Annotated in this window: 22 protein-coding genes; 12 read left to right on the top strand and 10 right to left on the bottom strand. The window is 72.1% G+C overall.

Features of this window, described 5'->3' with window-relative positions; genetic code table 11:
- The first annotated feature begins 134 nt into the window (after positions 1-134).
- Complete coding sequence (gene hemB / locus IEY99_RS03555) at positions 135-1,124, top strand: porphobilinogen synthase (RefSeq protein WP_189199228.1); 990 nt, start codon at positions 135-137, stop codon at positions 1,122-1,124.
- A 34-nt stretch (positions 1,125-1,158) separates the two neighbouring features.
- On the opposite strand, the gene IEY99_RS03550 is transcribed toward hemB, so the two are convergent.
- From IEY99_RS03550 to IEY99_RS03535, 4 genes are all read right to left on the bottom strand, one after another.
- Complete coding sequence (locus tag IEY99_RS03550; protein ID WP_189199226.1) at positions 1,159-1,326, bottom strand: hypothetical protein; 168 nt, start codon at positions 1,324-1,326, stop codon at positions 1,159-1,161.
- A gap of 111 nt (positions 1,327-1,437) precedes the next feature.
- Positions 1,438-1,653, bottom strand: a complete 216-nt coding sequence (locus tag IEY99_RS03545) for a hypothetical protein (protein WP_189199225.1) — start codon at positions 1,651-1,653, stop codon at positions 1,438-1,440.
- A gap of 174 nt (positions 1,654-1,827) precedes the next feature.
- Entirely contained in the window at positions 1,828-2,850 is a 1,023-nt protein-coding gene (locus IEY99_RS03540; protein ID WP_189199223.1) for a GNAT family N-acetyltransferase, read from the bottom strand.
- 81 nt (positions 2,851-2,931) lie between these two features.
- Positions 2,932-4,197 (bottom strand): lysozyme family protein, encoded by a 1,266-nt coding sequence (locus tag IEY99_RS03535; RefSeq protein ID WP_189199221.1) that lies wholly within the window; start codon positions 4,195-4,197, stop codon positions 2,932-2,934.
- A 120-nt stretch (positions 4,198-4,317) separates the two neighbouring features.
- Here IEY99_RS03535 and IEY99_RS03530 point away from each other — a divergent pair, with 120 nt between their 5' ends.
- The 3 genes from IEY99_RS03530 to IEY99_RS03515 all read left to right on the top strand — a co-directional run bounded on the left by IEY99_RS03530 (position 4,318) and on the right by IEY99_RS03515 (position 9,216).
- Complete coding sequence (locus IEY99_RS03530) at positions 4,318-4,539, top strand: FmdB family zinc ribbon protein (RefSeq protein WP_189199219.1); 222 nt, start codon at positions 4,318-4,320, stop codon at positions 4,537-4,539.
- Positions 4,540-5,048: 509 nt separating this feature from the next.
- Positions 5,049-8,078 carry a winged helix-turn-helix domain-containing protein gene (locus IEY99_RS33945; protein ID WP_229798058.1) on the top strand — a complete coding sequence of 1,010 codons (3,030 nt, stop codon included), beginning with the start codon at positions 5,049-5,051 and terminating at the stop codon, positions 8,076-8,078.
- Between the two features lie 127 nt (positions 8,079-8,205).
- Entirely contained in the window at positions 8,206-9,216 is a 1,011-nt protein-coding gene (locus IEY99_RS03515; protein WP_189199217.1) for a potassium channel family protein, read from the top strand.
- A 13-nt stretch (positions 9,217-9,229) separates the two neighbouring features.
- Here the strand turns inward: IEY99_RS03515 and IEY99_RS03510 are convergent, their stop codons facing one another.
- Together IEY99_RS03510 and IEY99_RS03505 are read right to left on the bottom strand one after the other, a co-directional pair.
- Positions 9,230-10,252, bottom strand: coding sequence for a 2-oxoacid:ferredoxin oxidoreductase subunit beta (locus tag IEY99_RS03510; RefSeq protein WP_189199215.1), 1,023 nt, complete (start codon positions 10,250-10,252; stop codon positions 9,230-9,232).
- On the bottom strand, positions 10,245-12,098 hold the full coding sequence (locus IEY99_RS03505; protein ID WP_189199213.1) for a 2-oxoacid:acceptor oxidoreductase subunit alpha: 1,854 nt from the start codon (positions 12,096-12,098) through the stop codon (positions 10,245-10,247). Before IEY99_RS03505 ends, IEY99_RS03510 begins: the two co-directional genes overlap by 8 nt.
- 199 nt (positions 12,099-12,297) lie before the next feature.
- On the opposite strand from IEY99_RS03505, the gene ndhC reads away from it, so the two are divergent.
- From ndhC to IEY99_RS03480, 5 genes are all read left to right on the top strand, one after another.
- Positions 12,298-12,675: an NADH-quinone oxidoreductase subunit A gene (gene ndhC, locus IEY99_RS03500; RefSeq protein WP_189199211.1), complete on the top strand. Its 378-nt coding sequence runs from the start codon at positions 12,298-12,300 to the stop codon at positions 12,673-12,675.
- A gap of 164 nt (positions 12,676-12,839) precedes the next feature.
- Entirely contained in the window at positions 12,840-13,574 is a 735-nt protein-coding gene (locus IEY99_RS03495) for a DivIVA domain-containing protein (RefSeq protein ID WP_189199209.1), read from the top strand.
- Positions 13,571-14,068, top strand: coding sequence for an SRPBCC family protein (locus IEY99_RS03490; RefSeq protein ID WP_189199207.1), 498 nt, complete (start codon positions 13,571-13,573; stop codon positions 14,066-14,068). The genes IEY99_RS03495 and IEY99_RS03490 overlap by 4 nt, the downstream gene beginning before the upstream one ends.
- 35 nt (positions 14,069-14,103) lie before the next feature.
- Positions 14,104-14,769: a DNA-3-methyladenine glycosylase I gene (locus IEY99_RS03485; RefSeq protein ID WP_189199205.1), complete on the top strand. Its 666-nt coding sequence runs from the start codon at positions 14,104-14,106 to the stop codon at positions 14,767-14,769.
- A gap of 222 nt (positions 14,770-14,991) precedes the next feature.
- Positions 14,992-15,549, top strand: coding sequence for a hypothetical protein (locus IEY99_RS03480; protein WP_189199203.1), 558 nt, complete (start codon positions 14,992-14,994; stop codon positions 15,547-15,549).
- Between the two features lie 132 nt (positions 15,550-15,681).
- On the opposite strand, the gene IEY99_RS03475 is transcribed toward IEY99_RS03480, so the two are convergent.
- The 3 genes from IEY99_RS03475 to IEY99_RS03465 all read right to left on the bottom strand — a co-directional run bounded on the left by IEY99_RS03475 (position 15,682) and on the right by IEY99_RS03465 (position 18,527).
- Positions 15,682-16,479 (bottom strand): S1 family peptidase, encoded by a 798-nt coding sequence (locus IEY99_RS03475; protein ID WP_189199201.1) that lies wholly within the window; start codon positions 16,477-16,479, stop codon positions 15,682-15,684.
- A 450-nt stretch (positions 16,480-16,929) separates the two neighbouring features.
- Positions 16,930-17,718: an enoyl-CoA hydratase-related protein gene (locus IEY99_RS03470; RefSeq protein WP_189199199.1), complete on the bottom strand. Its 789-nt coding sequence runs from the start codon at positions 17,716-17,718 to the stop codon at positions 16,930-16,932.
- Positions 17,715-18,527, bottom strand: a complete 813-nt coding sequence (locus tag IEY99_RS03465; protein ID WP_189199197.1) for a PaaX family transcriptional regulator — start codon at positions 18,525-18,527, stop codon at positions 17,715-17,717. The genes IEY99_RS03470 and IEY99_RS03465 overlap by 4 nt, the downstream gene beginning before the upstream one ends.
- A gap of 309 nt (positions 18,528-18,836) precedes the next feature.
- On the opposite strand from IEY99_RS03465, the gene IEY99_RS03460 reads away from it, so the two are divergent.
- Complete coding sequence (locus tag IEY99_RS03460) at positions 18,837-19,004, top strand: DUF3117 domain-containing protein (protein WP_015625691.1); 168 nt, start codon at positions 18,837-18,839, stop codon at positions 19,002-19,004.
- A gap of 49 nt (positions 19,005-19,053) precedes the next feature.
- Positions 19,054-20,499 (top strand): leucyl aminopeptidase family protein, encoded by a 1,446-nt coding sequence (locus IEY99_RS03455; protein ID WP_189199195.1) that lies wholly within the window; start codon positions 19,054-19,056, stop codon positions 20,497-20,499.
- On the opposite strand, the gene IEY99_RS03450 is transcribed toward IEY99_RS03455, so the two are convergent.
- The gene (locus IEY99_RS03450; protein ID WP_189200580.1) at positions 20,489-21,097 is read right to left on the bottom strand and encodes an O-methyltransferase; all 609 of its coding nucleotides are present in this window, start codon (positions 21,095-21,097) and stop codon (positions 20,489-20,491) included. The two genes, IEY99_RS03455 and IEY99_RS03450, sit on opposite strands and share 11 nt — an antisense overlap.
- Before the next feature lie 189 nt (positions 21,098-21,286).
- Here IEY99_RS03450 and IEY99_RS03445 point away from each other — a divergent pair, with 189 nt between their 5' ends.
- Entirely contained in the window at positions 21,287-22,603 is a 1,317-nt protein-coding gene (locus tag IEY99_RS03445) for a S1C family serine protease (RefSeq protein WP_189199193.1), read from the top strand.
- Positions 22,604-22,612 lie beyond the last annotated feature (9 nt).

The raw sequence follows: 22,612 nt of genomic DNA, 5'->3' as shown, positions 1-22,612 counted from the left end.
AGGCGCCTTCTGCGACCGCCCGGGTCGCCTTTCGGTCCGGGCGCTTGTGCGGCCGAGCCGGATCGTTGTGGGTTACCGTTCGCCTGGTTCTCGTTCGCCGGCCCGGTCGGGCCGGCCCGGCTCAGGGAGTGAGCATGGCGTACCCGGACATCCGCCCGCGGAGGTTGCGGCGCTCGGCCGCCATGCGCCGGCTGGTCGAGGAGACCAGGCCGGCGCCCGCCGAACTGGTGCTGCCCCTGTTCGTCAAGGAGGGGCTGACCGACCCCCGGCCGATCTCGTCGCTGCCGGGCGTGGTGCAGCACTCCCGGGAGTCGTTGCGCAAGGCCGCCCACGAGGCGGTCCGTGCCGGCGTCGGCGGGCTCATGCTCTTCGGCGTACCCACGAACGAGCACAAGGACGAGACCGGCTCCTTCGGCATCGATCCCGACGGCATCCTCAACGTCGCGATCCGGGACGTCATCGCCGAGGTCGGCGACGCGACGGTCGTCATGAGCGATCTGTGCCTGGACGAGTTCACCTCCCACGGTCACTGCGGCGTGCTCGCCGCCGACGGCACGGTGGACAACGACGCGACGCTCGACCTCTACGCGCGGATGGGCGTCGCCCAGGCCGAGGCCGGAGCGCACGTCGTCGGCCCGTCCGGAATGATGGACGGCCAGGTCGGCGTCATCCGCCGCGCCCTCGACCAGGCCGGGCACGCGGACGTCGCGGTCCTCGCGTACGCGGTCAAGTACGCCGGCGCCTTCTACGGCCCGTTCCGCGAGGCCGTGGAATCCACGCTGCAGGGCGACCGCCGCACCTACCAGCAGAGCCCCGGCAACATCCGCGAGGCGCTGCGCGAGGTGGACCTGGACGTCGCCGAGGGCGCGGACATGGTCATGGTGAAGCCGGCCCTGCCCTACCTCGACGTGGTGGCCGCGGTCCGTGAGCGCGTGAACGTCCCGGTCGCCGCCTACCAGGTCTCCGGCGAGTACGCGATGGTCGAGGCCGCCGCGGCCAACGGCTGGCTCGACCGGGAGGGCGTGATGCTGGAGAGCCTGACGTCGATCAAGCGTGCGGGCGCCCAGGTCATCCTGACCTACTGGGCGACCGAGGCCGCCCAGCTGCTGCGCGACCGGTACTGAACCCCGCGGGCTGCCCTGCGGCCCGGCTGCCTGCTCAGTCCGGTGGCTCGACGTTGACCGGGCCGGGTGCCTCCCCGCCCTGCTCCGGGCGCTCGCTGTAGCGCTGCTCGTCGGGACCCCACGGCTGGTCCACCGAGCCCTTGTTCTCCCGCTCGCCCGACGTCTCGGCGGGCTCCTCGACCTCGATCGGTTCGTCTGTCATGCGGCGAACCTACCCCGACTCCCGGCTCCCAACCGGGTTATCCACAATGCGTGCTTGTCCACAGGGCGGCCGCGCCCGGCGGCGGGTTTCCGGCACCCTGGCCGTGTGCTCTCAGCCGTACCGGAAATGGAAACCGCCGGGCCTGCGAAAGGCCGACCCGGCAGGCGCCGTGGTGCCGCTGTTGCCCTCGGCCGGGTTCGCGTCGGTGAGCGTCGGCGGCGCCTTCGACGGGGTGCGGGCCACCTGCGGGTCGTGGTCGCTCGCGTCCTTCGAGCCGTCGGCCTCCTCCTCGGCGTCCCGGTCCGCGTCGATGTGCGCGCTGCGCATCTCGATCAGGTCGCCGTGCAGCGCGTCGTCGAGGAAGAGGTGGTGCAGCGTCCGGGCCCGTCCGTCGAAGACGGAGGAGCAGGCCGACGCCAGCGCGTCCGATGCTCGCGCGGTGCGGGCGAAGCCTCCACAGCGGAGCCCGGCAGGGCGATACGCCGGCCGTGGAGCTCCAGGTCAGTCCGTAGGCTCCAGTCTCTGCACCAGTTGCGCGACGTCGGCACCGTATTCGTACCAATCCCGGTCAGGCTGGAAGCCCAGTTCGGCGTTGACCTTGAGCATCGACTCGTTGTGCTGCGCGTTCCACGTCTGGACCTCGCGCAGGCCGGGTTCCGCCTGGCGCAGTTCGAACAGCATCCGGGCCTTGATCGCCCGGTCGATGCCGTAGCCGCGATGCTCGCGGACGACGATGGTGTCGTACTGGTCGGCACGCTCGGGGTGCTGGGCCGGGACAACGACCTCGGTGAGGCCGGCGACCGCGCCCGTCGCCTCATGGATGGCCAGCACGATGTAGGGCTTGAGGCCGCGCCGGTGCAGCGTGTCGAGGCTGTCCCGCAGCCGCTGCGGATCGGACGAGCTCGGGCGCAGGTCCAGGTCGTTGTCGTCGCCGTCCTGGCCCTCGAGTTTCGCCTGCGCGTACGCCTCCAGCAGCTGCTCCGGCGGACCGCCCGGGTGGTACTCGACCCGGTAGCCCGCGCTGATGCCGTTCGCCATCGTGCCGAGCGCGCTCCAATCCACGCTGGACAGGGTCAGCACACTGCGGGTCTCCACATACTCCCGCTCGAAGCCGAGCGACTCGTAGAAGGCGATGGCGGGGGTGTCTCCGATCGCTTCCACACCGAGCGACGAGAAACCCTCGAGGTAGGCGCGGCGCGCGGCGACGGCGACGAGCTGCTCACCCAGGCCGCGACGGCGCAGACGGGGGTGGACGGACACTTCGAGCACGCCGATGTCACCGAGCAGCAGCAGCGTGACGTGACCGAAGACCGTGCTCTCGCCGTCGGGAAGCCGATCGTCCTCGGCGACCCAGCTGATCCGGCGCTCACCCGGCATGGTCTCGGCCAGATACTCCCTGACCTGCGTCTCCTGCCACGGTGGATCGTTCGGGAGGTCCGCGGCCAGCACCGCGTTCAGCGTCTCCACGAGCGATCGGATCTCCCCGTCCGACGCGGACCGGGGATCCCACTCACGCACCCTCACGCGTACAGCTTGCCGGTATCTCGACCTTCAGGGAAGCCTCGGGTGCACAAATGTATGCGACTCGTCACTGTGGGTTGTTGGTCAGGTGCGGCTGCGGACGCCGTACTCGTTGGCCGCGTCGAAGACCTTCTGCGCGTACGGGCGGACGGCGTTGTACGTGAGAACCGCGTCCCACCAGGCGTCCGGCTTGGACAGGTCGCGGCCGCCCTTGCACAGGTAGACGGCGGCCGCGAGGGCGGCGTCGTCGATGTCGTTCGGGTCCGACACCCCGTTGTTGTCGGCGTCCACCGCGTTGCCGACCGAGACCTCGTTCCAGGTCTGCGGGATGAACTGCAGCGGTCCCATCGCCCGGTCGTACTGCGTGTCCTTGTCGAGCACGCCCTGGTCGGTGTCGCGGATGAGCTGCCGCCCGCCCTTGCCGTCGAGCGGCAACCCGAAGATCGCCGGCGACACCGAGCCGTCCACGCCGAGCACCGCGCCGTTCGCGCTGCCGTGCGCCGACTCGACCTTCGCGATGGCGGCGATCGTGGTCCAGCTCAGATGGCAGGTCGGGGCCGTGCGGGCGACGACCAGCTCGGCATATCCGTACGCCTGCACGGCGACCACCGGGATACCGACGCGCGTGCCGGCCTGTTGCGCCCAGCCTGCGAGCACATCGGCGGGCCGGTTGCCGGGGACGCCGACGGGTGCGGTCGCGGGCAACCCGCCACCGACCGGCGGCGCGACGCTGGTGCCGGGCAGGCTCGGCGGCAGGCTGATGCTCGGCAGCGGCGCCACCGGCGCCCCGGAGTCGACGCCGAACGCGGGCGTCGCGCTGGGTGCCGGCCTGGCTTCCAGGGCCTGGGGAACGAGGTAGGCCCCGGCCGTCCCGGCCGCGCCGAGCAGCAGCACGGCGACGATCGCCGGGAGGACGACCCGGCCGGAGGGGCGCCGGGCCCATTCGGCGGTGCTGCGCGCCATCCGGGCCGGACTGGCCCTGCGGAGGACGCGGCCGGCGCGGCCGGTGCGACCGCGGGACCCGAGCGCCTCGGCGGTCGGCGACGGGGCGGGCATGCCGTCCGAGTCACCCGCCGCGGGGCCTGCCTCACTCTTGGCAGGCTTCTCGGCCGGTGTGGGCTTCTCGGCCTGGATCGCGGCCTCGGCGGACTTGTCGGCTTCAGCAGACTTGTCGGCTTCGGCGGGTTTCTCCGCCTCGACGGGTTTCTCCGCTCGGGGAGGCCTTGCGTCGGACGGCTGTGCCCCGGTGGCCGTGGTCGCCTCCTCGGGCGCCGCACCCGAGCCTTCGGGCGGGTCACCGAGGTGCGGTGCCGCCGGACGCTTCGAAGGTGTGTCCTGCCCGTCTACCACGCGCAAGAGATTACCGGGCGGGGACCACCGCCGAACCCATGTACCCGGGCCGATGGCACGTGCCACAACCACGCACCTGCGATGCAGCGAACCCCGCCGTGCTGGCCCTACCCTGTGCGGATGCCGCGATACGACTTCCGATGCCGCGCGTGCGGTGCCACGTTCGAACTGAACCGTCCGATGGCCGAGGCCTCGGCCCCGGCGACCTGCCCTCAGGGCCATGCGGACACCGTGAAGCTCCTCTCCACGGTCGCCTTCACCGGCCGCGGGGGCGCGACGCTTCCGGTGCCGCCCAGCGGCGCCGGCGGCGGCGGGTGCTGCGGCGGAGGGTGTGGCTGCTGATCGCCTGGGAGTGACGACGGGAGGCGGGACCGGTCGTGGCCGTGACCGTGGGCGAGGCGGAGCCGTTGGCCCACGGGAGGGTCGATGGCGGCCACGGGCGACATGACAGCATCCGCGTGGGCAGCGGCGCCGATTTCGGCCGGGGATCGGTGCGCGCCGCTGAGCGGGCGATGGTCCGTCGGCTGCGGGGCTACGGCGGCCGGCGACCGTCCGAAGAGGCATGTCGGAGCGTTCACCCGGGGAGTCGCACAACATGTCGCACACCGTGACTCTTGCGGGTACGCCCGTTCGGCTCGGTGGAATTGACCATTCACCGCGTGACCCGAACGTGAACCGCCTCGTTACGTCACGCGTAGCGCCGCGCGTAGACGTCAATGACTCCTCCGGGGGTCGCCCTTCCGGGGTCGGCCGTGGCGGGTGGACGGTTACCGACCGTTCCTACGATGTGCCACGTGATCGCGGTGCGGCAGCATGGATCGCGACTTCCCAAGGGGGCGGAGGTTCTCACCGTGTCGGGACGGACCAAGCTGCCGAGTGGGCTGGTGACCTTCGTCTTCACCGACATCGAAGGCTCGACGCGGTTGGCCCGCATGCTCGGCGAGACGTACCGCAGCGTGTTGAACGATCACCGTGAGGTGCTTCGTGGTGCGTTGCGTAATCACTCCGGCATCGAGCTATTTACAGAGGGTGATTCCTTCTTCGTTGCTTTCGGCGACGCCGCGGCCGCCGTCGCGGCGTGCGTGGCGTCACAGCGGGCACTTGCCGCACATTCGTGGCCCAGCCCGGACGCGGCCCCCCGGGTCCGGATGGGACTCCACACCGGATGGGCCACGCCGGTGGGCGGCGAGTACACCAGCACGGAGGTGCACCGGGCCGCCCGGGTGGCCGCCGCCGCCCATGGCGGTCAGATCTTGTGCTCCGAGGCGACCGCCCAGGCCACGACCCTCTGGCCGGACGTGCCCGAGGCCGGGGAAGCCGGAATGTTGCGGCCGGCGCCGGGCCCGCCGGTGGGCACGACGAGGCCGGGGCGGCGCGGAGAAGACGACGTCCCGGCCACCGTGGACGACACCCTGGCGGGTATCGGCCTGGTCGACCTGGGGCTGCACCGGCTCCGGGGGTTCGACGACGCGGAGCGGCTGTTCCAGATCGACGCGCCGGGCCTGGAGCGCTCCTTTCCCCCGCCGCGCACCGCGGCCGCTCCGGTGCACAACCTTCCCGCCCCGGTGACGCCCTTCGTCGGCAGGCAGAGCGAGGTCGCCGAGCTGCGGGAGCTGGTCGGCACCCATCGGATCGTCACCGTCGCCGGCTCCGGAGGGTGCGGCAAGACGCGGATCGCCCTCGCGGTCGCGGAGCATGTGCTGCCGTCGTACCCGGACGGGGTCTGGGCCGTCGACCTCGCCGAAGGTCGGCCGGAGGCGGCGCTGGCCGCCGCGATGGGCGTGCGCACCGAGCCCGGCCGGCCGATCCTGGAATCCATCGTCGACCGGTGCCGGCACGGTCGCATGCTGCTGCTCCTCGACACCTGCGACGCCCTTCCCGGCGAGGCCAAGCATTTCGTCCGGCGGTTGCTGACCGTGTGCCCGCGGCTGGAGGTGCTCGCGACGTCGCGGGCGCCGCTGGGGTTGCCGGGCGAGCTGGTCTGGCGGCTGCCTCCGATGGCGCCCGGCGATGCCTACGCCCTGCTCGCGGATCGGGTGGTCGCGGCGCGGGGCGGGCGGCCCGTCGCGGACGGTGAGGCCGCCGACCTCGGGCGGGTGGCGTCGAAACTGGACGGTCACCCGCTGGCCGTGGAGCTCGCCGCCGACCGGCTCCGACTCGTCTCGGCCGACCAGCTCGCCGAGCGGCTCGACGACCCGGTCGCCGCCCTCGACCCCGGCCGCGAAGCCGCCGGCGTGCAGGTGCCGGCCGTTGCGGCCCGGGGAGCACGGGTCGCCGAGGCGCGGGCCGCCGAGGCCTTGATCGAGGTCGCCCTGGCCAACCAGGTCATGGTCGACGGCGCCGCGGGAGGTGCCGGCAACCGCGCCCTGAGGGGTCAGGCCTGGGCCGGCCCGGGTGACGGAGCCGCCTCCGGCGGTGGCTTCGGCCTCGGCGGCCTCGAAGCCGCCGGTGCGCCGACGACGATCGTGACCCGCGGCTTCGCCGACCTGCTCGTGGACGGCTTCTCCGGCGAACTCGGCCTGGTTGCCGCCGGCTTCACGCCGGTCGACGCCCGGGAACGGCACAACAGCCTGACCCGCAATCTCGACTGGTCCTACCGCAGCCTCAGCCCGGCGGCCGCCGCCCTGCTGCGCCGCCTCGCCGTCTTCGCCGGCCCGGTGGAGCTGGCCACCGTCGAGTGGTCCGGCGACGACGCCTTCGGCGCGCTCTCCGAGCTTGCCGACCGGTCGCTCATCGACGTCGTGTCCGGGCCGCGATACCGGATGTCCGATCAGGTCAAGGCGTACGCCGCGCGCCGGCTCGCCGCCGCTGGGGAGGAGCGGCAGGCGCGGAACGGGCACGTCGACTGGTCGCTGTACACCCTGGACGGGGTCGCCGTGGACACCGACGGGCAGCCGCGCACGGTGTCGCTGACCGAGCTCTCCCCGTACGTGAAGGAGTGGCAGTCGGCGCTGCGCTGGTCCGTGTCCGGCGGCGATCCGCGCGCCGGGCTGCGGCTGGTCACCGCGCTCGACCCGTGGTGGCGCGAGCACGGCGGTGCCCGGGAGGGCCGGGAGCTGCTGTACCGGCTCTACCGCAGCCTCCAGTCCGTCCACGTGCTGCCCGCCGACCTGGCCTCCGCCTATCTGGTGCATGCCGGGATCTCCGCCGACCGGGACGAGCGGACGCGGTTCCTCGGGCGGGCGGAGCGGATCGCCCGGCAGGCCGATGATCCGTCCCTGCTGGTGCGCGCGCTCGCCGGGCACCGGGTGTCGTTGATCGAGTCCGGCCGCAACGGGGAGGCCGAGGAGATCTGCCGGGAGGTCATCGCCCGCGCGGAGCGCGACGGGGTGCCGGCCGCGGCCCTGTCCGCGGTCGTCGCGCTCGCGGAGCTGCTCTGGCACCGCGACGCCCTGGACGAGGCGGCCGAGCTGCTCGGCGGGGCGCGGCTCATCGAGGCGGGACGCCCGGACGAGCGGGGCCGCCGTACCGTCGACTGGCTTCTCGGGATGGTCGCGCTTCGCCGCGGCGACCTGGTCGCCGCGCACGACCACCTGGTGGTGGCCCTGCGGTCCCGGCTGCGGCACGGCTTTCGGGGCGCGGCCGCCGACGCCGTCGCGGCCATCGCCGTGCGCTGCGTGCAGGGCGACGATCCGATCACCGGGGCGTTGCTGTTCGGCGGTGCGGAGTCGGTGCGGGGAGCGCGGCGCGCCACGCAGTTCGGCGGTTTCTGGGCTGCTCAGCAGGCCGTTCTGCGCCGCCGGCTGGGCGACGCGACCTTCGACGCGGCCTACGCGGACGGCGCCGAGATGGGCTTCACCCGGGCCGTCGCGGCCGCGCTGGCCGTCGAGCACCCCGACCTCGAACACGGCTCGACCCGCTTCGCCCAGACGCTGACCTGACCGCCGGAGGCCGGGAAAACCGGCCCGAGTCGAGCGGCCCCGAACGGAAAGACCGACCCGGCCGTGATGTCCTGGAAAGGGCGGTGGGACCGGGCCGCTATGGTGTGAACGTGCAGGCGGACGTCCCGTGATTCATCTACCGCTGGTCCGGCAGGGACCGCTGCGTGCCCTCGCCGTCCGGATGGTGGCCGCGGTCGTCCTCGTGCTGCTCGCCGCCTTCGTGATCTACGCGGACCGGGACGGTTACCGGGACGTCAACGAGGACGGCCTGACGATGCTCGACTGCTTCTATTACGCGGTCGTGTCGCTGTCGACCACCGGCTACGGCGACATCACCCCGGTCACGCCGGACGCGCGCCTGGTCAACATCCTGTTCATCACCCCGGCACGGGTGCTCTTCCTGATCATCCTGGTCGGCACGACCCTCGAGGTGCTGACCGACCAGTACCGGAACAGCCTGCGGGTGAGCCGGTGGAGGCGAAAGTTGAAGGACCACGTCATCGTCTGCGGGTACGGCACCAAGGGCCGCGCGGCGATCAGCGCTCTGCTCGAGACCGGCTACGACAAGTCGCGCATCGTCGTGGTGGAGAACCGTGAGGCCGCCCTGCGGCAGGCCACGGCCAACGGCCTGGTCACCATCGAGGGCAACGCCACCCGCTCGGCGGTGCTGCTGCAGGCCGACGTCAAGAACTGCAAGTCGGTCATCATCGCCACCGACAGCGACGAGGCCTCCGTCCTGATCTCCCTGACCGTACGGCAGTTGACCGCCGGCCAGGTCCGCATCATCGCCGCGGTGCGGGAGCAGGAGAACGCGGCACTGCTCAAGCAGAGCGGCGCCCACCACGTGATCGTCTCCTCCTCGACCGCCGGGCGTCTGCTCGGCCTCACCACCACGACGCCGCCACTGATCGACGTGGTCGAGGACCTGCTCACGCCGGGGCAGGGCATGGCGCTGGCGATGCGGTCGGCGGAGCGCGGCGAGGTCGGCCGCAACCCGCGCGAGCTGCACACCCTCGTGGTCGCCCTGATCCGGCGCGGCAAGGTGGTGGCGCTCGGCGGCGAGCAGGCCGAGACGATCGAAACCGGCGACATGCTCATCTACATCCGCGACGAGAGCAACACCGTCGTGGTGCCCTGAGCGCGACCGGCGGTTACATGATCGTCCAGGTGTCCCCGGCGTTGAGCAGGTCGCCGAGCATCTCCTCGGGCGTACCGTCCGCCTGGCTCCGGGCGTCCTGCAGCTGCTTCTGGATGAGCTCGTCGTAGGACGGGCGCCGGACGTCGCGGAAGACCCCGATCGGGGTCGTGCCGAGATCCGATCCGGAGAGCCGGGTCAGGGCGAACGCGTACGCCGGGTCGTCCACGGTCGCGTCGTGCACGATCGGCACACCGCCCTCCTGCACCTGCAGGCCGAAGCTGCCCTCGGGGTGCACGACCGAGTAGCGGCCGTCCGGCCCGAAGGTGATCGGCTGCCCCTGCTCGAGGCGGATGAGGTGGTCGTCCCGGGTGGACGGGTCCTTGATCAGCTCGAACGCGCCGTCGTTGAAGATGTTGCAGTTCTGGTAGATCTCCACGAAGGCGGAACCCTCGTGCTCGGCCGCCGCGCGCAGCACCGACTGCAGGTGCTTGCGGTCGGAGTCGATGGTGCGGGCCACGAAGGTCGCCTCCGCACCCAGCGCCAGCGACAGCGGGTTGAACGGCGAGTCCGCCGAGCCCGCCGGCGTCGACTTCGTGATCTTGCCCAGCTCCGAGGTGGGGCTGTACTGACCCTTGGTCAGCCCGTAGATCCGGTTGTTGAAGAGCAGGATCTTCAGGTTGACGTTGCGCCGCAGCGCGTGGATCAGGTGGTTGCCGCCGATCGAGAGCGCGTCGCCGTCGCCGGTCACCACCCAGACCGACAGGTCGGGGCGGGAGGCGGACAGACCCGAGGCGATGGCCGGGGCGCGGCCGTGGATCGAGTGCATCCCGTACGTGTTCATGTAGTACGGGAAGCGCGACGAGCAGCCGATGCCGGAGACGAAGACGATGTTCTCCCGCGGGATGCCGAGCTCGGGCATGAAGCCCTGCACGGCCGCGAGGATCGCATAGTCACCGCAGCCCGGGCACCAGCGCACCTCCTGGTCGGACTTGAAGTCCTTCGCCGTCAGCTTCAGCGGGATCGTCGGGCTAGCCATTCTTGACCACGTCCTCGAGCATGTTCTCCAGCGTGGCGGCCGTGAACGGCAGGCCGCTGATCTGGTTGAAGGGAACGGCGTCGACCAGGTACCGGGCGCGGATCACGTGGGCCAGCTGGCCCAGGTTCATCTCCGGGACGATCACCTTGTCGTACGCCTTCAGCACCTCGCCGAGATTCGCCGGCAGCGGCGCCAGGTGCCGCAGGTGCGCCTGGGCGATCGGCAGACCGCGTTGGCGCAGGGCCCGGCAGGCGGCCCCGATCGGCCCGTACGTCGAACCCCAGCCCAGCACGAGCACGCGCGCGTTCTCGTCCGGGTCCTCGACATCGATGTCGGGGACGGGGATCGCCTCGATCCGCGCCGCGCGGGTGCGGACCATGAACTCGTGGTTGGCCGGGTCGTAGGAGATGTCACCGGTCTTGTCGGCCTTCTCCAGGCCGCCGATCCGGTGCTCCAGGCCCGGCGTGCCGGGCACCGCCCACGGGCGGGCCATCGTCTGCGGATCGCGCAGGTACGGCAGGAAGCGCCCGTCCTCGCCGTTGGGCGCGGTGGCGAAGTCGACCCGCAGGTCCGGCAGCTCGGAGACCTCGGGCAGCAGCCACGGCTCGGAGCCGTTCGCCACGTAGTTGTCCGAGAGCAGGATCACCGGCGTGCGGTAGGTCAGGGCGATCCGGGCCGCCTCGATCGCCGCGTGGAAGCAGTCCGACGGCGACTTCGGCGCGATGACGGCCAGGGGTGCCTCGCCGTGGCGCCCGTACAGCGCCATGTTGAGGTCGGCCTGCTCGGTCTTGGTCGGCATGCCCGTCGACGGGCCCGCGCGCTGCACGTCGACGATGACCAGAGGCAGCTCCAGCGCGATGGCCAGGGAGATCGTCTCGCCCTTGAGCGCCACGCCCGGGCCGGAGGTGGTGGTCACGCCGAGCGCGCCACCGTACGAGGCGCCGAGGGCGGCACCGATCGCGGCGATCTCGTCCTCGGCCTGCATGGTGGTGATGCCGAACCGCTTGTGCTTGCTCAGCTCGTGCAGGATGTCCGAGGCCGGGGTGATCGGGTACGCGCCCAGGAACACCGGCAGCTTGGCGCGCACACCGGCCGCCACCAGGCCCAGGGCGAGCGCGGCGTTGCCGGTGATGTTGCGGTAGGTGCCCGGGGTCATCTTCGCGGGCTTGACCTCGTAGCGGACCGAGAAGGTCTCGGTGGTCTCGCCGAAGTTCCACCCCGCCTGGAAGGCGGCCTTGTTCGCCGCCACCAGCTCGGGCCGCTTGGCGAACTTGCGCTCCAGGAAGCGCAGCGTCGACTGGTACGGCCGCGAGTACATCCAGCTCAGCAGGCCGAGGGCGAACATGTTCTTGGCGCGCTCGGCGTCTTTCTTGGGTACGCCGGAGTCCGCGAGCGCCGCCACGGTCATCGACGTCAGGGCCACCGGGTGCACCGACCACTCGTCCAGCGAGCCGTCCTCGAGCGGGCTCACCGCGTAACCGACCTTGGCCAGGTTGCGCTTGGAGAACTCGTCGGTGTTCACGATGATGTCCGCGCCGGCGGGCAGGTCGGCGAGGTTCGCCTTGAGGGCGGCCGGGTTCATCGCGACCAGCACGTTCGGCGCGTCGCCGGGCGTCAGGATGTCGTAGTCGGCGAAGTGCACCTGGAAGCTCGACACGCCCGGTAGGGTGCCCGCGGGCGCCCGGATCTCCGCCGGGAAGTTGGGTAGCGTCGAGATGTCGTTGCCGAGCTGAGCGGTCTCCGACGTGAACCGGTCGCCGGTGAGCTGCATACCGTCACCTGAGTCGCCGGCGAACCGGATGACCACGCGGTCCAGCTGCTCGACACGCTTCGCGGGAGCGGCCACGTTCCAACCTCCTGAGGGAGCCGGCCGGCGGGTACGCACGTCGATGAGCCGGCCCGCAATCGTCACTTCCAGCCTACGTCGGCGCCCCTTACCGCCGTCGGTTAGGGTTGCTGTCCGATCACAGACCGACGACCACAGTAGCCAGGCAAGGCTGGCCTGAGCCACTCAAGTTCCGGTGGCGGTTCGCTAGGCTGCGCCCGTGGACGGCTATCTGGGTTCGTACGCCACGCTGGGCCTGGTGCTGGCCGCCGGCGTCCTCGTCTTCGTCGGTGCCTTCGGGGCGAACAAGCTGCTGCGTCCGGCGGCCCCGGCGGAGCCCCCCGGTAAGCGCATCGCGTACGAGAGCGGCATCGACCCGGTCGGCACCGACTGGGCACAGGCGCAGATCCGCTATTACGTGTACGCGTACCTGTATGTGCTCTTCGCGGTGGAGGCGGTCTTCCTCTTCCCGTGGGCCGTCATCTTCGACCGGCCGGGCTTCGGCGCGGTGACCGTCGCCGAGATGGGCATCTTCGTGGCGGTTCTCGCCCTGGGAATCGTGTACGCATGGCGTAAGAAGATACTCACCTGGACGTGATCGTCGAGGTTTGTCCACAGACGGGGTGACCGGGCGCCGTTGTCCACAGGTGGGGTGACGGGTCCCGCGGTTCGTCCACGAGTGGGGTGACCGGGCGCTGAGGTTTGTCCACAGGCGGGGTGGCGGGCTCGCCACGCCGTAGCGCTCGTGCCACGATCGTGCCCATGGGTCAGCTTCTGCTCTTCGTGGTCGTCGCGCTCGTGGTGGCGGCCATCGTCTTCGGCGTAACCGTGATGGTGAGCGGCGGAGACTCCGGTTTGACGCCGGTGGAGCCGGACGGGCGTGCGCTGCCCCTGCCGAGTGACCGGCCGCTGGTCGAGGAGGACCTCGTCCGGACCCGCTTCGACACCGCGTACCGGGGTTACCGGATGGCCCAGGTCGACCAGGCGCTGCAGCGTGCCGCGTACGACATCGGCTACAAGAGCGAACTGATCGGGGTCCTCGAGGCGGAGGTCACCGCGCTGCGCGAGGGGCGGACGGCCGACGCCGACGTGCTGAAGCGTGCCCGGGAGGCGGCCGTCGCGCCACCGCCGCCGGACCCGGTTCCCCACGAGCCGGCTTCCGACGAGCCAGCTTCCGACGAGCCGGCCTCCGGCGAACCGGCCTCCGAGGATCCTGCTTCGCCCTCGGCCACGGCTTCGACCGCGGCCCCGGCCCCGGCCTCCGCCGCCGCTCCCGGTTCGGCCCCGGCCCCGGCTTCCGGTTCGGCCCCGGCCCCGGCCCCGGCTTCCGGTTCGGCTCCGACCTCGGGCACCGCCTCGGCGTCGTCGTCGGCCCCGGCCGCCGCTTCGGGTGGGAAGGGCGGGGCTTCGTCCGCGAAGGCGTCGGATCCCGCCGGGGCGGCCGGGCCGGCCCGGCCGGAGGCGGCCGGCAACGAAGAGCCGGCGGAGCGCCGATGAGCGAGACCGGGCCTGCCGGAGGCCTCGGCGACGCCGCGAAACCCGGAACCGGAGAGGTCACCGCGACCGTCATCGTGCGCGCTCCCGCGCCCCGGGTGTTCGCCGCCTTCCTCGACTGGGAGCGGCAGAGCGACTGGATCCCGTTCACCAAGGTCCGGGTGGTCGAGGGCGACGGCGGCGAGGGGAGCCTCATCGAGGCCGTCACGTCCCTGGGCCCGGCGGTGGTCCGCGACGAGATGCGGGTGGTCCGGGTCGACGCGCCCTACGAGCTGAGGGTCGTCCACTGCGGCAAGGTCCTGCGCGGGCCGGGCTCGATGCGGTGCACGGCGATGGGCGGCGACCGTACGCAGGTGGTCATGCACGAGTGGTTCCACCTGCCCGGCGGCGCGGCCGGGAAGCTCGCCTGGCCGGTGCTGTGGCCGGGCTCGAAGATGGGCTTCAAGGGCGCGCTCAAGAAGTTCGGCCGTCTGGTGGAGGAAGGCAAGCTGCCCTGAGTTTTCTGTCGGAGGGTGTCCCTACGGTGGTCGCCATGACGGATGACATCTCGCCGTTCGGCGCTACGGTCACCACCCGGCCCGGGAAGGATCCGGTCGCCGGCGGTCCGGTCGGTGGTGGTCCGGTCGACGGCCTGGTCGTGGGGGCGGACGGTCGCGCCCGCTGTTTCTGGGGTGCCGGCGTTGCGGACTACCGGGCCTACCACGACACCGAGTGGGGGCGACCCGTCCACGGCGACGACGCCCTCTTCGAGCGCATGTGCCTGGAGGCGTTCCAGTCGGGCCTCTCCTGGATCACCATCCTGCGCAAGCGGCCGGCGTTCCGGCGCGCGTTCGCCGGCTTCGCGATCGAGGCGGTGGCCGCCTTCACCGCCGCGGACGCCGACCGCCTGATGGGCGACGCCGGCATCGTCCGCAACCGCATGAAGGTGGAGGCGGCCCTGCACAACGCCAAGGTCGCCGCCGACCTGTCCCCCGGCCTGTCCGACCTGCTGTGGTCCTACGCGCCACCCCCGCGGCCCCGCCCGCCGACGGGTGCGGACGTCCCGGCGCTGACCCCGGAGTCCACGGCGATGGCCAAGGATCTGAAGAAGCGCGGCTTCAAGTTCGTGGGCCCGACGACGGCGTACGCGCTCATGCAGGCCACCGGCATGGTCGACGACCACGTAGCGGGCTGTTTCGTGCCGCCGCGCCGCTCTTGAAAGGACCGCGTGCCGCCCCGGGGTTGCTGACGTGACCGCGCGTCGCCTCGCCGCGCCCTCGCAAGGCACGACCCGCATATGCCCCACAGTCCCGGACACGACCGCGTGCCGCCCCGCCGCCCGTGATACGACCGCGTTTCATCGCCGCCGCTGGGACGACCGTGCGGTGATCGGGCCTGGGCAACGGTCGGGGCCCGGGGCGGCCGTGATGTCATAGTGCTCATGGCTCAATGGGTGGTGACCATTCCGGCGGAACGATGGGCGACCGAGCGGCTCTTCCATCACGACACCCTGACGGTGGCGGGGTCGGCCGGCGTGCGGCCCGCCGCCGGGGACGACGTGCTCCTCGTGGCGGGTGAGGACAAACCCGCCGTGGTCGCGCGCGGTGTCGTGGCGGGGCAGGAGCCCGGACGGCGCGGCGCGCACGGGGTGCCGGAGGTCGAGGTGGCCTACACGCGCCGTTCGTTCGACCACCCGGTGCCGGCCGAGGGCCTCCAGCTCGACGAGACCGTCGCCGAGGTCGACGCCGAGGTGTTCCAGCGCCTCGCCGCTCGCCTCGCCGGTGACCGGGACCGGCAGACCTGGCTGGTCAGCCTGGACCTGCCGATCGAGGCGTCCGGTCCGGCGGAGGCGGTACGGCAGTTCTGGTCGTACGTGCTGGAGCTGGGCCCGGCCGAGCTGCCCACCTTCGTCTCGCCCTCCGGTGACGAGCTGGCCATGCAGGCATTCGTGCTCGGCGAGGAAGCGAACCTCGACCCGGAAGAGGACGAGGACGACTGAGCCCCGGCTGTGAGGCGGAAACGGTGAACCTCTGAGCGGAGCTCTGGGCTGGGAGTGCGCAAAGGGGCGAGCCCCGGAGCGGCGACTGCTCCGGGGCCCGCGTGAATCCGGTCTGTGGGACTGCCGTACGGGTCAGCCGCCGAGGCTGGCCGCCGCCGAGGCGATCGCCGGTGCGAAGTAGCTGACCTGGGTGTACACGCCCGGCTTGTTCGGACGGGCGCAGCCCTCGCCCCAGCTCACGATGCCGACCTGGATCCAGGCGTCGTTCGCGTCGCGGCGGAACATCGGGCCGCCCGAGTCGCCCTGGCAGGTGTCGACGCCGCCCTGGGTGTAGCCGGCGCAGATCTCTTCCGCCGGGATGATGTCACCGTTGTACATGCTGCTGGAGTTGCAGGTGGTGTCGTTGACGAACGGCACGGTGGCCTTCCGCATGTAGCGCTGCTGGCCGCCGCCCTCGCGGGTCGCACCCCAGCCGGCGATGGTGAACGTGCCGGAGTCGTACGTGCTCGACTGGGCGAGCGGCAGCGTCGGCAGGTTCGTGACGGGGCTGGACAGGCGGATCAGCGCCCAGTCCTTGCCGCTGCCGTTGTAGCCCGGCGCCCGGTAGACGTAGTTCGACTTGCGGGTGATCTTGCTCGTCGAGTTGAGGTCGACAACGCCGAGCGTCGCGGTGATCGACGTGTTGTTGCCGGTGCTGTTGACGCAGTGCGCCGCGGTCAGCACCAGGGTGGGGCTGTACAGCGCGCCGCCGCAGCCCATCGAGAGTCGCACCATGAACGGGAACTCGCCCTGGGTGGCCCGGGTGCCGCCGACCACCCGCTGCGGACCGTCGTCGGCCGCCGCCGCAGGCGATCCGCTCCACACGGTGCCCATCGCCGCCACCGTGAGCGCGACTGCCACCCCGCCCAGAATCCTGCGCAACTTGACCATCCCGGCCTCCCCAACGAAAGTGTTGCGGAGAGTCAAACATTTAGACAGACGAATTCGACCATCTCGAAACACTCATATCGCCGGACGGGGGTAGACAGCAAAAATCGCCTGCCGGGACGGGGTGAGCCGGAAATAAGTCTGTAACAAAGCCGCTCTGCGGGTGACCGGGCAACCCGGGCCACAGCGCCCGGAACTGGACGAACGAGCGCCGCGGCCCGGCCCGCCCGAGGCGACCGGGACCAGCTGGCGCCGCGCACTCCACCCGCCGCAGCCGGGCCCGCGGACCCGCCCCGCCCGCCCGGGAACTGACGCAAACCCGACTCGGCCGGGCCCGCGGGCCGAAGCCTGGATGAGCACGAGGGCCACGACGGGAGCCGGACCGGACGGCGCGGCCTGGACAAGCCGGCGGCCGGGCCGCGACGGCGGCCCGGCCGAACGGCCGACGGCGGCTCAGCGCCCCTCGAAGACCGGCTTCTCCTTGGCGACGAAGGACGAGACCGCGTTCTTGTGGTCGTTGGTCGCGCCGCAGATCGCCTGCGCCTGCGCCTCGGCCGCGAGCGCGTCGGACAGCGATCCCGCCGTGCCGATGGACAGCTCCCGCTTGATTGCCGCGTACGCGACCGTCGGTCCCGCGGCCAGCCGGGCGGCGAACTCCTGGGCCGCGGGCAGCACCTGCTCGTCGTCCTCCACGAGCTGGGTGAGCAGGCCGTACTCGTAGCACTGCTGCGCCTTCACCGGCTGGGCCAGCAGCAGCAGCTCCAGCGCCCGGGCCCGGCCGACGATGTGCGGCAGGGACCAGGAGATGCCGGAGTCGCCGGCCAGGCCGACGTTGGCGAACGCCATCAGGAACGTCGTCTTCGGGCCGCCGATGCGGAAGTCGGCGAGCAGCGCCAGCGACGCGCCCGCGCCTGCCGCCGTGCCGCGCACCGCGGCGATCACCGGCTTGGGGAGGCTGGCCAGGCGCTGGGCGATCGGGTTGTAGTGGGCGCGCACGGTGTCCAGGTCGGTCGACCCGCTCGCCAGGACGCCAGCGTGTTCGCGCAGGTCCTGACCCACGCAGAAGGCCTTGCCCGCCCCCGCCAGGACCACCGCGCGTACCGATTTGTCCACCTCGAGCTGCGCCAGCGTGTCGCGCAGCGCCTCCTTGAGGTCCACGTCGAAGGCGTTCATGGCCTCCGGGCGGTTGAGGGTCAGGGTGACTACCGCATCCGTGCGGTCGACGAGCAGCGAGTCGGTCATGGTTCAGAGAATCCCACACGTCCTCCACGGGAGACCGATGCCAGGCTCCGTTCCACGAAGCGGTCGGCGGCCGGGCGCAGCCGGGCGGCGTGCTTGTCGAAGAAGGTCGCCGCGCTCAGGCCAGGCCAGCGGGACGGGAGCAGCGACGAGGGCAGCTGCGGATCCCGGAACAGGAACGAGCGCCAGGCGTGCACGAGCTGGAAGCGCGCCGCGTACGCCTCCTCGTCCGAGCTGCGGGCGGTGACCGCGGTCACCACCGGCCGCTGGGTCTCGACGAACTCCTCGTACGCCCGGCCGATCTCCGCGAGGTTCCACGCGCGCCCCACCACCTCCGCGGCGCCCGGCGAGCCCGCGGCGTGGCTGGCGCTGAACCGCTCGTACTCCAGGCCGGCCTCGAGCAGCACCGTGTCGACCTCCTCCGCCGCCCGCGGTGCGACCCAGGCGCGCTCGTCCAGCATCCCGTACCCGAGGAAGGCTAGCCGTTGGGCCTCGCGGCGCGGCGCCGAGGCGCCGAGCAGGAGCAGGTCGAAGCGTCCGTCCCAGCTCGTCCGGCCGGTGCGGTAGATCCGGGCCGAGGCCTCGTCGAGCCTGCGGGCGGCCTTGGGCGTCAGCAGATATCCTGGTCCGGACACCAGGCGCAGCGGGTGCAGCCAGCCCTGCCGGACCATGCGGGAGACCGCGGTGCGCACGGCCGGCGGCGCGATGCCCAGCGGTGCGAGCAGCTTGACGAGGGCGGCGACCGGCGCGCGGCCGCCTCTCGGGCGGAGATAGTCGCCGTAGAGGTCGAAGAGTGCCGACCGCGCCTGCATGACCGCACATTGTGACAGCCCGAAAGAGGATATGCTAGACGCTGTCACATCAGCCCGGGTTGGGTTTGGGATCGCCGGTGTTCATCAGGGAAAATGTTTGATCGGCACGGTGGGCCGCGCTGCGTGACGTCGTGGCGGGGCCCGCAGCACTGCGGTCTCGGGTCGGTCCAGCGGGGGCGACTCCGGCGGTCGGAGACGAGGTACGGCGCGTCGTGGGGCTGAGCACGGGGCATCGTTGCCGAGCTGTTCGAAGAGCAAGTGGCTGTGGGGCAACCCACCGACCCTGATGTAGGTCTGAGGGGAGACAAGATGGCGGCGATGAAGCCGCGGACGGGCGATGGTCCGCTGGAGGTCACCAAGGAAGGGCGCGGCATCGTGATGCGCGTCCCGCTGGAGGGTGGTGGCCGTCTCGTCGTTGAGATGACTCCGGACGAGGCCAACGCGCTGGGTGACGCGCTGAAGGCGATCGCCGGCTGACGTTTCACGTGGCCCGCCGGTACGGTACCGCCGTACCGGCGGGCTTTCCATGTCTGACGGGAAGGGTCATCCTCCAGTGTTCGGGATTCGCCTGGTGGACGCGGTGCAGGCCGGCACGCAGGTAGTCGCGGCGGACGAGTCCGCCGTTCTCGCAGGTGGCGACGAGGAGATCGCCGAGCTGCATCGTGGGTCCGACGAGCCGGGGCGGGCCGGTGCCGTGCAGGTGCTGCCGCGCCCGCTGCGTACCCCGGCCAAGGTGGTGATCGTCGGGGTCGGCGCGGGTGACGAGGCCGGCTGGCGGGCCGCCGGCGCGGCCGCGGTCCGGGCGGTGCCGGCCGGCGAGGCACTGCACGTCGTGCTGCCCGCGGGCGTCGCGCCGGACGCGGTGCGCGGGCTCGCCGAAGGCATGTGGCTCGCCGCCTACCGGTTCCGCGAGGCCGTCGACCGCCCGCGGTCCGCCGAGGTCACGCTGCAGACCGACGACCCCGGCGCGTACGCGGAAAGCCTGGAGACCGCCCGGGTGACCGCCGCGGCGACGTGGCTGGCCCGCGACCTGACGAACATGCCGCCGTCGGTGAAGAACCCGGCCTGGTTCGCCGGCCAGATCGTCGCCGAGGCCGCCACCCGGCCGGGGCTCGACGTCACCGTGCGCGAGCCCGACCGGCTCCGGGAGGAGGGCTTCGGCGGGCTGCTCGCCGTCGGCGCGGGCTCGGTCAACCCGCCCCGCCTGGTCGAGATCGCCTGGCGGCCCGAGGGCGCGACCCGGCACGTGGTGCTGGTCGGCAAGGGCATCACCTTCGACACGGGCGGCATCTCGATCAAGCCGCGCGAGGGCATGAAGCTGATGAAGAAGGACATGGGCGGCGCGGCGGCGGTCGTGGCCGCCACGCTGGGCGCGGCGGACCTCAATCTTCCGGTACGCGTCACCGCGCTCGCGCCGCTGGCGGAGAACGCGATCAGCGGCTCGGCGTACCGGCCGGGTGACGTGATCACGCAGTGGGACGGCAGCACGACCGAGACCACCAACTCCGACGCCGAGGGACGGTTGGTGCTGGCCGACGTGCTGGCGTACGCGGTCGCGAAGCTCGACCCCGACATCGTCGTCGACCTGGCCACGCTGACCGGCGCCAACGCGGTCGCCCTCGGCAAGCGCACCGCCGCCCTCTACAGCACCGACGACTCCCTCGCCACGGACCTGGAGGTGGCCGGGCAGGCCGCGGGCGAGCGGATGTGGCGCCTGCCGCTGCCCGCGGAGTACACCGAGTATCTGCACAGCGACATCGCCGACCGGCACAGCTCGCCGTCGGAGGGCGCGGGTTCGGTGGTGGCGGCGCTGTTCCTCAGTGAGTTCCTCGGCGAGCGGGTCGACCGCTGGGCCCACCTCGACATGTCCGCGCCGGCCTGGTCGGAGGCGAACGACGCCGACCTGACCAAGGGCGCCACCGGCTGGGGCACCCGCACCCTGCTGCGCTATCTCACCAACCTCAGCACTTGACGGCGGCGAGGAGGCCGGCGCCGGCCGGGATGAGGGCCGGGATCCAGTGCTCGGCCTCCCGGATCGCCTTGACCGTCTCCCGGATGGTGATGGTGTCCGCGTCGCGGGCCGCCGGGTCGCTGATCCGGCCGCCCGCCAGCGCGCCGTTGACGATCAGGATGCCGCCGGGGCGCAGCAGCCGCAGGGCGGCCTCCGCGCACGCGCCGAACTCGGTGGCGTCGGAGTCGACGAAGACCAGGTCGTAGACGCCGTCGGCGAGCCGGGGAAGGACGTCGAGCGCACGGCCGGTGATGATCCGGGTACGGGAGGGCGCGAAGCCCGCCTCCTGGAAGATCCGCCGGGCGATCCGCTGGTGCTCGTTCTCGACGTCGATCGTGGTCAGTACGCCGTCCGGGCGCATGCCGCGGAGCAGCCAGACGCCGCTGACGCCCGTACCGGTGCCGATCTCGACCACCGCCTTGGCGTTGCCCGCCGCGGCGAGCAGGGCGAGCACGGAGCCCGCGCCGGGCGTCACCGACGAGAGCCCCACCTCGAGGGCGAGGTTCCGGGCGGTCTGCAGCACGATGTCCTCGGCGGCGTACGCCTCGGCGAACTGCATCGACTGCGCGCTGGGGGTACCGACCTGGCGGGCTGCGGTGACGATGACGACCTCCGTGAAGGATGCGCGGAAGGAGAACCGGTGCACATCGGGTATGAGCGTAGAGCGACGGTCACCCTTCGCGCACCGGGACTTCGGCGGCGGAAAGCGGCGAGTGGGCCTTCCGGGCGGCGACTGCACGGATGATCCATGCCGATCCGTGTCATCCTGGAGGGGGAGCAGACGACGAGTGGAGGGCCCGACGTGACCGACGGCTGGAACTGGCGCCAGCCTCAACCGCCGCCGGCCGCTCCGCCCCCGGCGGGTGGTTCACCCTGGTGGTCCGACGCGCTGACCGATCCGTGGCGTGATCCGTACGCTCCGTCCGCCGTCGTGATGCCCACCGCGCCCGCCGGCGCCGCTCCGCAGCCCGAGGTGGTCACCGACCCCGACGCGCCCCGGCGCTCGCTGGCTCCCGTTCTGTTGATCTGCCTGCTCACGGCGCTGCTGGCGGGTGGTCTGGGCGGCACGCTCGGTTTCGTCTTCGCGACCCGCAGCGGTCTCGGCGGCGGCACGCAGCTCGGCGGTCCCCCGCTGGCGGCGCCGGGTGCGGCCCAGCGGGCGCCCGACTCGCTCGCCGGTGTGGCGAAGCAGGTCCAGCCCAGCGTGGTGACGGTCCGGGTGTCCGGCGCCATCGGCTCGGGCTTCGTGGCGTCCCGCGACGGTTACGTCATCACGAACGATCACGTGGTGGAGGGCGCCGACGACACGCTGTCCGTGGCGTTCAGCGACGGTTCCACCGCGGCCGCGACCCTTGTCGGCCGCGACCCGGAGTCCGACATCGCAGTGATCAAAGTCTCCAAGGGCGAGCTCCCGGCGGTGCAGTTCGGCGACTCGGACTCGATCGCCGTCGGGGACCCGGTGCTGGCCTTCGGCTCGCCGCTCGCCCTGAACAACACGGTGACCCAGGGCATCGTCAGTGCCCTCGACCGCACCATCCAGGCGGGCGACCCGGGCGGCACGACGCGCTACTACGCGGCGGTGCAGACCGATGCGGCCGTCAACCAGGGCAACTCGGGCGGGCCGCTGGTCGACGCCGCCGGCCGGGTCATCGGCGTCAACTCGGTGATCCGCTCGGTGGGCGGCACCGAGACCGAGGCCGGCAACATCGGCCTCGCCTTCGCCATCCCGATCAACCAGGCGAAACGCATCGCGCAGGACATCATCGACACCGGCAAGGCCCGGCGTACGGTGATCGGCGCCGAGGTGTCCGCGGGCGGCGCCCCGGGCTCGGGCGGCGGCGCCGGGGCGCGGCTGCGCTCGGTCCAGTCGGCGGGCCCGGCGGCCACCGCGGGCCTGAAGGCCGGCGACGTCCTCACCAAGCTCGACGGGCACGTGCTGGAGGACGGCACGGACCTGATCGCCCTGGTCCGCAAGTACGCGCCGGGCTCGACCGTCTCGGTGGAGTACCGCCGGGGCACCGGCACCAAGACCGCCTCAGTAACCTTGGCAGCCGACGCCAAGTGAAAGGCCCTC

It is taken from the genome of Couchioplanes azureus, from assembly GCF_014648355.1.
GTDB classification, from domain to species: domain Bacteria; phylum Actinomycetota; class Actinomycetes; order Mycobacteriales; family Micromonosporaceae; genus Actinoplanes; species Actinoplanes azureus.
Note: the sequence above shows the minus strand (reverse complement) of the source record. Positions and strands in the feature narration are given on the sequence as shown.